This is a genomic window from Arenimonas sp., assembly GCF_036275555.1.
Lineage (GTDB): Bacteria > Pseudomonadota > Gammaproteobacteria > Xanthomonadales > Xanthomonadaceae > Arenimonas.
Genome location: NZ_DASUDO010000004.1, coordinates 1 through 7903, shown reverse-complemented (window position 1 = coordinate 7903; position 7903 = coordinate 1). Strand labels below are relative to the sequence as shown.

9 protein-coding genes are annotated in these 7903 nt (G+C 71.5%); all 9 read left to right on the top strand.

What is annotated here, in order from left to right; genetic code table 11:
• Positions 1–132: 132 nt before the first annotated feature.
• Positions 133–579, top strand: coding sequence for a Zn-ribbon domain-containing OB-fold protein (locus tag VFV21_RS00295; protein ID WP_329667584.1), 447 nt, complete (start codon positions 133–135; stop codon positions 577–579).
• Between the two features lie 130 nt (positions 580–709).
• Positions 710–1885: a thiolase C-terminal domain-containing protein gene (locus VFV21_RS00290; protein WP_329667583.1), complete on the top strand. Its 1176-nt coding sequence runs from the start codon at positions 710–712 to the stop codon at positions 1883–1885.
• On the top strand, positions 1885–2841 hold the full coding sequence (locus VFV21_RS00285) for an alpha/beta hydrolase (RefSeq protein WP_329667582.1): 957 nt from the start codon (positions 1885–1887) through the stop codon (positions 2839–2841). Before VFV21_RS00290 ends, VFV21_RS00285 begins: the two co-directional genes overlap by 1 nt.
• A 236-nt stretch (positions 2842–3077) precedes the next feature.
• Entirely contained in the window at positions 3078–3386 is a 309-nt protein-coding gene (locus VFV21_RS00280; protein WP_329667581.1) for a hypothetical protein, read from the top strand.
• Between the two features lie 83 nt (positions 3387–3469).
• The gene (locus VFV21_RS00275) at positions 3470–4966 is read left to right on the top strand and encodes a class I adenylate-forming enzyme family protein (protein WP_329667580.1); all 1497 of its coding nucleotides are present in this window, start codon (positions 3470–3472) and stop codon (positions 4964–4966) included.
• A complete protein-coding gene (locus VFV21_RS00270; protein WP_329667579.1) occupies positions 4966–5406 on the top strand; it encodes an SRPBCC domain-containing protein in 441 nt (146 codons plus the stop codon). The genes VFV21_RS00275 and VFV21_RS00270 overlap by 1 nt, the downstream gene beginning before the upstream one ends.
• 10 nt (positions 5407–5416) lie before the next feature.
• A complete protein-coding gene (locus tag VFV21_RS00265) occupies positions 5417–5584 on the top strand; it encodes a rubredoxin (RefSeq protein WP_329667578.1) in 168 nt (55 codons plus the stop codon).
• 113 nt (positions 5585–5697) lie between these two features.
• Positions 5698–7017, top strand: coding sequence for an alpha/beta hydrolase domain-containing protein (locus VFV21_RS00260; protein ID WP_329667577.1), 1320 nt, complete (start codon positions 5698–5700; stop codon positions 7015–7017).
• Positions 7018–7066: 49 nt separating this feature from the next.
• Positions 7067–7903, top strand: an 837-nt coding sequence (locus VFV21_RS00255; protein ID WP_329667576.1) for a CoA transferase, incomplete at its 3' end; no start/stop codon positions are given.

Genomic DNA, 7903 nt, shown 5'->3' with positions numbered 1-7903 from the left:
GCCGCGATCCGAAGGGCCGGGGCGTGGAGAAAACCTACCGGGGGTCACCCGTTTGTGGCAGGCGACCGGACTTCGCCGGCCGCTATCGTCACGGCATCTTGCGCTTCGTGCGCCCACTGCAGGACCGCCTCCATGAGCACTCCGACCGACGCCGCGCCCGCCGCCCCGGCCGCCCCCAAGCCGACGCGCATCGCGCCCATCGTCACCCTGGACGCCAAGAGCTTCTGGGAGGCCGCCGACCGCGAGGAGTTCATCGGCCAGAAGTGTGGCGACTGCGGCCAGTTCACCTTCCCGCCGCGGCCGATGTGCCCGCACTGCCATAGCCTCAAGCGCGTGGAGCAGAAGCTCTCCGGCCGTGGCACGGTGCACTCGTACACCATCCCGCGCCATCCGCATCCCTTCGGCTTCCGCGAGGCGCCGATCGTCGCGGTGATCCAGCTCGAGGAAGGCACGCGGATCGTCTCCAACCTCGTCGGCGTGGCCTACGAGGACGTGAAGATGGACATGGCGGTGGAGGTGGCCTTCGAGCCGACCATGAACAACCACAAAGTCCCGGTCTTCAAGCCCCGCGCGAAATAAATCTGCTGCGCGAGCCGATCCCGCTCCTGCGATGCTCGCCGTACTCCTGTACGGCTGCGCGTCTCGAAGCGGCCTCGGCTCTGCTCACAACGATTTCTTACCGCGCGGAAGCGCGTAAACGAGAAGAGACATGACCCGCAAGTTCACTGAAGCTGCCATCGCCGGTATCGGCGCCACCGAGTTCTCCAAGGCCTCGGGCCGCAGCGAGCTGCAGCTCGCCGCCGAGTGCGCCAAGGCCGCCTGCGACGACGCCGGCATCAGCCCGCACGATATCGACGGCATGATCACCTTCACCATCGACAACAGCGACGAGGTCAATCTCGCGCGCTGCCTCGGCGTGAAGGACCTGGCGTTCACCACCCGCATCCCGGGCGGCGGCGCGGCGGCGGCGGCGACGCTCTACCAGGCCATGGCCCTGGTCAACGCCGGCCTGTGCAAGAACGTGCTGATCTGGCGCGCGATGAACGAGCGCAGCCAGTACCGCTTCGGCCAGAACCCGCAGGCCGCGCAGATGAACTACCAGTCCGGCAACGGCACGGGCTCGCTGCTCTGGTGCGTGCCCTACGGCGCGATGACCCCGGCGAGCTGGGGCGCGCTGCAGGCCGCGCGCTACATGCACAAGTACGGCGTCACCAACCGCGACCTGGGCTACATCTCGGTGCAGCAGCGTGCCTACGCGGCGAAGAACCCGGCAGCCTGGTTCTACGAGAAGCCCATCACCCTGGAAGACCACCAGAACTCGAAGTGGATCCAGGAACCCTGGCTGCGCCTGCTCGACTGCTGCCAGGAGAGCGACGGCGGCGTCGCCGTCCTGGTCACCAGCCTCGACCGCGCCCGCGACCTCAAGCAGCCGCCGGTGCGCCTGCTCGGGGCCACGCAGTCGATCCCGTACAACGTGGAAGTGATCTCCAACTACTACCACGACGATCTCACCGTGATGCCCGAGGCCCAGGGCGTGGCCAAGCGCCTGTGGGCGATGACCGGGCTCAAGCCCTCCGACATGCAGGCGGCGATGCTCTATGACGCCTTCACCCCGCACGTCCTGCTGCAGCTGGAAGCCTTCGGCTTCTGCGGCGCGGGCGAGGGTGCCGGCTTCGTGAAGTCCGGTGGCATGGCGCTCGACGGCGCGCTGCCGACCAACACCAACGGTGGCCTGACCGGCGAGGCCTACATCCACGGCATGAACAGCATGATCGAGGGTGTGCGCCAGATCCGCGGCACCTCGCACAACCAGGTCACCCGGAAGACCGTCGAGCACGTGCTGGTGTCGTCCGGCATGGCCGGCGCGGTGCTCGGCCGCGCCTGATGCGTCGCCTCGACCTCTCGCTGGCGGCAGGCGTCACGCTGGCCGGCGAGACGTCCCTGCAGGTCGCCGCCTCGCTGTTCTGGCCGGCGGGCGACGCCGTGCCGCAGACCGCGCTGGTCTGCCTGCCCGGCGGCAACATGAACCGCGCCTACTACGACCTGCGCGCAGCCGACGGCGATACCAGCTTCAGCTTCGCCGAGGCCATGACCGCGCGCGGCTTCCTCGTGGTCACGATCGACTACCTGGGCCTGGGTGGCAGCAGCAAGCCGGCTGACTGCTATGCCCTGCTGCCCGAGCTGCTGACCGCTGCCGCCGCCAACGCGGCCACGCAGGTGCTTGACGGCCTGCGCGCCGGAAGTCTGAGCGCGGAACTGCCGGCGATCCCGGCCCTGCGCAGTATCGGCGTGGGTCATTCGATGGGCGCGATGATGACCACCCTGCTGCAGGCCGCCACGCGTCTGCATGCGGCGGTCGCCCTGCTCGGCTTCTCCACGCGCGGCCTGCCGGACTACCTGCCGGCGCCGGTGCGCGAGCTCAGCCGCGAGCAGCAGCGGGCGCAGCTGCCCGCCCTGGCGCGCCAGCTGTTCGTGGCGCAGTACCCGGTGATCCGCTCCAGCGGCAACGGCGCCGAGATCTACGGCAGCGCCAAGGCCGACCCGCGCGGCGTGGCCGCGCTCAAGGCCGCCACCGACTGCCTGCTGCCGGTGACGGCCTACCTGTCGATGCTCCCCGGCAATGTCGCGCCCGAGGCCGAGCAGATCGAGGTGCCGGTGTTCCTCGGCCTGGGCACGCGCGACATGGCGGGCCCGCCGCATGCGATCCCTGCGGCCTTCCCGAAGTCGCTGGACGTGACGCTGCACCTGCTGCCCGAAACCGGGCACAGCCACTTCCTGTTCCCGACCCGCGCCCGACTCTACGACCGCCTGGCGCACTGGGCGCACAGCGTCCTGGCCTGATCGGGCCTGGCACCGGCCGCGTGACCGAAGGTCAGCGATGCCCGCGACCCGCGATGGATCGGGCGCTGCCTCGCGGACACGGTCCGCTCCCATGGGCCGGGTCCCGGCAGGGCGCCGCCCCCTGCCCGCCCCCTGCAAATGGACGGGGTCGGCCGCGGCGGTCCTGGCGTAGAGTCCGCCCGAGGCTGCCGGCACCGTCGGCGGTCGATATTCGAATCCGGAGCGGGAGAGAACCGATGGCGATGGCACTCAAGGCCGGCGCGCGCTTCAAGAGCGCCGTCTGCGATACCCAGGTGATGGTGGTGAAGGCCCCGGCCGGCGAGCACGTGCTCAGCTGCGGCGGCGCCGAGATGATCGCCCCCACCGCGACCGGCGCCGGCACGCTCGACCCGGCCCAGGCCGGCGAGACCCTGATCGGCAAGCGCTACGTCAACGCCGACGAGTCCGTCGAGCTGCTCTGCACCAAGGGCGGCAAGGGTTCGCTGAGCCTCAACGGCACGGCGCTCGAGATCAAGCAGGCCAAGCAGCTGCCGTCGAGCGACTAGGATCCCGGGCCGCGTGGAGGGGCCGCGCGCCAGAGGCGTGGCGATCCCGACCTGGCGAGCGGCGACCGAAGGCAGAGACAGACGTGAATATTTCAACCATCCTCGACATGGCCGCGGAGGCCTTTGGCGACCGCGTCGGCGTGGTCAGCGGCGCGCAGCGCTGGACCTATGCCGCCCTGCGCAGCGCCGCCCAGAACGCCGCCCAGCACATCCGCGCCAGCGGCGCTCAGTACGTGGCCATGCTGGACGTGACCAGCCCGGCGGCACCGGTGGCGATCTTCGCCGCCGCCTATGCCGGCGTGCCCTATGTGCCGCTCAACTACCGCCTGACCCGGCCCGAGATCAACGAGCTGCTGGCGCGCGTGGTGCCGGCCTACCTCGTGGTGGGTGCCGAATACCGGGCGCTGGTCGATGCGCGCGCCGACCTGCAGCTCGTGGACCGCGAGGCCTTCCTGTCGCTGGAGCCGCTCGCCGGCGCCGCGGCGCCGGAGCCGGCGGAGGATCCGCGGGCCGTGGCCGTGCAGCTGTTCACCAGCGGCACCACGGGCAAGCCCAAGGCGGCGATCCTGCGCCACGAGAACCTGATGTCCTACATCATGGGCACGATCGAGTTCGCCTCCGCCGAGGAGAGCGATGCCATCGTCGTGACCGTGCCGCCGTACCACATCGCCGGCATCTCGGCGGTGCTGTCGAGCACCTACGCCTGCCGGCGCATGGTGCAGATGGAGAACTTCGAACCGGCCGCCTGGCTGCGCGCCGTGCGCGAGGAGCAGGTCAGCAACGCCTTCCTGGTGCCGACCATGCTGCAGCGCGTGGTGGATCACCTGGCCGCCCGCGGCGAGTCGCCGGACCTGCCGGCGTTGCGTGCGCTCGCCTACGGCGGCGGCAAGATGCCGCTGTCGACCATCGAAAAGGCCATGCAGCTGTTCCCGGGCGTGGACTTCACCAATGCCTACGGCCTGACCGAGACCAGCTCGACCATCGCCGTGCTCGGCCCCGAGGATCACCGCGCCGCCGCTGCCAGCAGCGACCCGGCCGTGCGCCGGCGCCTGGGCTCGGTCGGCAAGCCGGCCGCGGTGGAGATCGAGATCCGCGACGAGTCCGGCACGGTGCTGGGCGCCGAGGAAGCGGGCCTGGTGTTCGTGCGCGGGCCGCAGGTCTCGGGCGAGTACCTGTCGCTGGGCAGCCAGCTTGATGCCGACGGCTGGTTCCCGACCAAGGACCGCGGCTACCTCGACGCCGAGGGTTACCTGTTCCTCGACGGCCGTGCCGACGACGTGATCGTGCGCGGCGGCGAGAACATCTCGCCCGGCGAGATCGAGGACGTGCTGCTCGGCCATCCGGCCGTCGCCGACGTGGCCGTGGTGGCCATGCCCGACGAGCAGTGGGGCGAGGGCGTGGCCGCGGCCATCGTGCTAAAGCCCGGCGCCAGCGCCGCCATCGCCGAGCTGCAGGAGCTCGTGAAGGGCCAGCTGCGCTCCTCGCGCGTGCCGCAGAAGATCGTGTTCAAGGATGCGCTGCCCTACAACGAGACCGGCAAGGTGCTGCGCCGGGTGATCCGCCAGGAGTTCGCGAACTGATGTTCACCATCGACAAGACCCTGGAGATCGAGGCGCCGGCCGCGACGGTGTGGCAGGTGCTGACCGACTTCGCCGCCTACGGCCAGTGGAACCCCTTCGTGCCGGAGTGCCGCTGCGAGCTCAAGCCGGGCGGCGCCATCGAGATGCAGGTCCAGCTCATGGCCAAGCCGCAGTTCCAGCGCGAGTTCGTGCGCGAGGTGCAGCCGGGCCAGGGCTTCTCGTACAGCATGAAGCCGGCGCCGCTGGGCCTGCTCAGCAGCTTCCGCTCGCACCGCATCGAGCCCCTGGGGCCGACGCGTTGCCGCTACACCTCGCATTTCGAGTTGCGCGGGCCGATGCGCCACCTGGTGCTCGCCCTGTTCCGCGGTGCGCTGGAGAAGGGCTTCGCCGGCATGAGCGCCGGCGTGAAGCAGCGCGCCGAATCCCTTGCCAAGCGATAAGGAAGCCTCCATGGCCCGTTGGGAATGTGCGATCTGCGGTCACGTCTACGATGAGGCCAAGGGCGATCCGGCGGCAGGCATCGCCCCGGGTACCGCCTGGGCCGACGTCCCCGAGGACTGGGTCTGCCCGGACTGCGGTGCGACCAAGTCCGAGTTCCAGATGGTGCAGGTGGGCTGATGCGCGCCCGGCCGCGGGGCGGGGTGGTCGCCGGACTCCTGGTCCTCGGCCTGCTCGCCGCCTGCGGCGGTTCCGGAGGCCAGGCGGGCGGCGGTGACGGGCCCGCGTCCCCAGTGCCCGAGCCCCTGGTGACCGGGCCGATCGGCAATGCCGGCCTCAAGGGCCACGCGCTCTGGGACAGCTGGTATGACCTCGCCGAGCTGGGCTACGCGGAAGAGGAGTACTTCGTCTCCGGTACCGCGAAGAGCCACGCCGACCCGGCGCAGACTGCGCCCTACACCACGCGCATCCTCGTGCGCCGGCCGCTGGACCCGGCGCGCTTCAATGGCACCGTGATCCTCGACTGGGTCAATGTCACCGCGCAGTTCGAGAATGCGGTCGACACGCTCGAGGCGCACGAGCTGTTCCACCGCGATGGCTATGCCTACGTGCATGTCAGTGCCCAGGCCGCCGGCCTGTGCTGCGTGCCGGAGCTCACGCCGCAGGGCTGGGATCCCGTGCGCTACGCGACCATCGACCACCCGGGCGACGACTACGCCTTCGACCTGTTCTCGCAGATCGCCCAGGCCTTCAAGCGCCCGCCGGCGGTCGATCCCATGGCCGGCTTGCGCGTGCAGCGCGTGATCGCGGTCGGCCAGTCACAGTCGGGCACGCGCCTGCGCGACTACCTGATCGAGGTGCAGCCGCAGGCGCGCGTGATCGATGCCTTCCTGGTGCATGCCGACGGCAGCGGCGAGAAGACCTACCCGGCCGATCCGGCCGTGCCGGTGATCCAGCTGCTCAGCGAGCGCGAGGCCAGCCCCGAGCCGCCCAACGTCACCCGCAACTACCGGCTCTGGGAGATCGCGGGCGCCGCCCACCAGGACTTCTGGATCGGCCTGCACCAGGTGCAGGGCCAGTCGCTGCGCGCGGTGGCCAGCCTGCAGCGGCCGGCGAGCGCGGACGCCGACCTGCATGCCCAGGCCGGCAACTACGGCGAGCAGCCCGATCCCGGCCAGTTCATCTGCATCGTCGAGGGCACGCAGTTCCCGCTGCGCTACGCGGTGATGAGCGCGATCCACTACCTCGACCGCTGGCTGCGCACCGGCACGCCGCCGCCCGAGGGGCCGCGCTACCAGTTCGACGAGGACGGGGCGCTGGCGCGCGACGCCGACGGCAACGCCCTGGGCGGCATCCGCCTGCCGCCGATCGAGGTGCCGGTGGCGAGCTACCGTTCCGACCTCTGCGACCTGGGTGGCATCACCATTCCCTTCGATCCGGTCACGCTCAACCTGCGCTATCCCACGCACGCCGACTATGCCTGTCGCATGAAGGCCGCCACCGCGCGCTCGCTCGCCGAGGGCTTCCTGCTGGCGCCCGAGGCCGAGGACCTGCTGCGCCGCGTCGACGCTGCCCGCAGCCGCTGGCTGCAGGCCGGCACGCCCGACTGCTGAACCGCGGGCCTCGTTGCGCGTGGGGCTGGTGTAGCCTGCGCGCCACGCCATGACCGTCACCCTGTCGCCCCTTGCTGCGCCCGCCGCGGCCTACGCCCGCCACCTCGGCGGCGAGGCCGCCGTGGCCGCGCTGCGACCCTCGCTGGACGACCCCCTGGCCCTGCTGACCGGGGCGGCCGACGGTCCGCCGCGCGCGGCGCCGGTGCCGCTGGTGGCGGCCGCCGACGCCCTGCTGGCGGCGCTGGCTGTGCATGGCCCGAGCGGTGCATTTGCTGATCTCACCGGCGCCGGCCTGCTCACCGAGCGTGCCGCGCTGGCCGGGCATCGCCGCCAGGGCGCGATCGCGCCCGGCGGCGCCTGCCGCCTGCTGGATGCGGCCGATGGCGGGCTCGCGCTCAACCTCGCGCGACCCGATGACTGGGCGCTGCTGCCGGCCTGGCTCGAAGGCGACGAGGAGATCGCGCCGGGCGACTGGGCGGCCGTGCAGGCCACGATCCGCCATCGCCCGCGCGCGCCCCTGCTGGAGCAGGGCCGCCTGCTGGGCCTGGCCCTGGCTGCCGACGAGATCTCGCCGTCGCCAGGCGCCTGGTGCCGGCGCACGCGGCTGGTGCCGGCGCGCCCCGCCGTGCGCCGTGCGCCGCGCGTGCTCGACCTGTCCTCGCTCTGGGCGGGCCCGCTCTGTGGCCAGCTGCTGCGTCGTCTCGGCGCCGACGTGGTGAAGCTCGAGAGCCCGCAACGTCCGGACGGCGCGCGCCAGGGGCCGCCGGCCTTCTACGACCGTCTCAACCACGGCAAGCGCAGCGTCGCCCTCGACCCGCGCACGCCCGCCGGCCACGCGCGGTGGCAGGCCCTGTTCGCCGCCGCCGACATCGTCATCGAGGCCTCG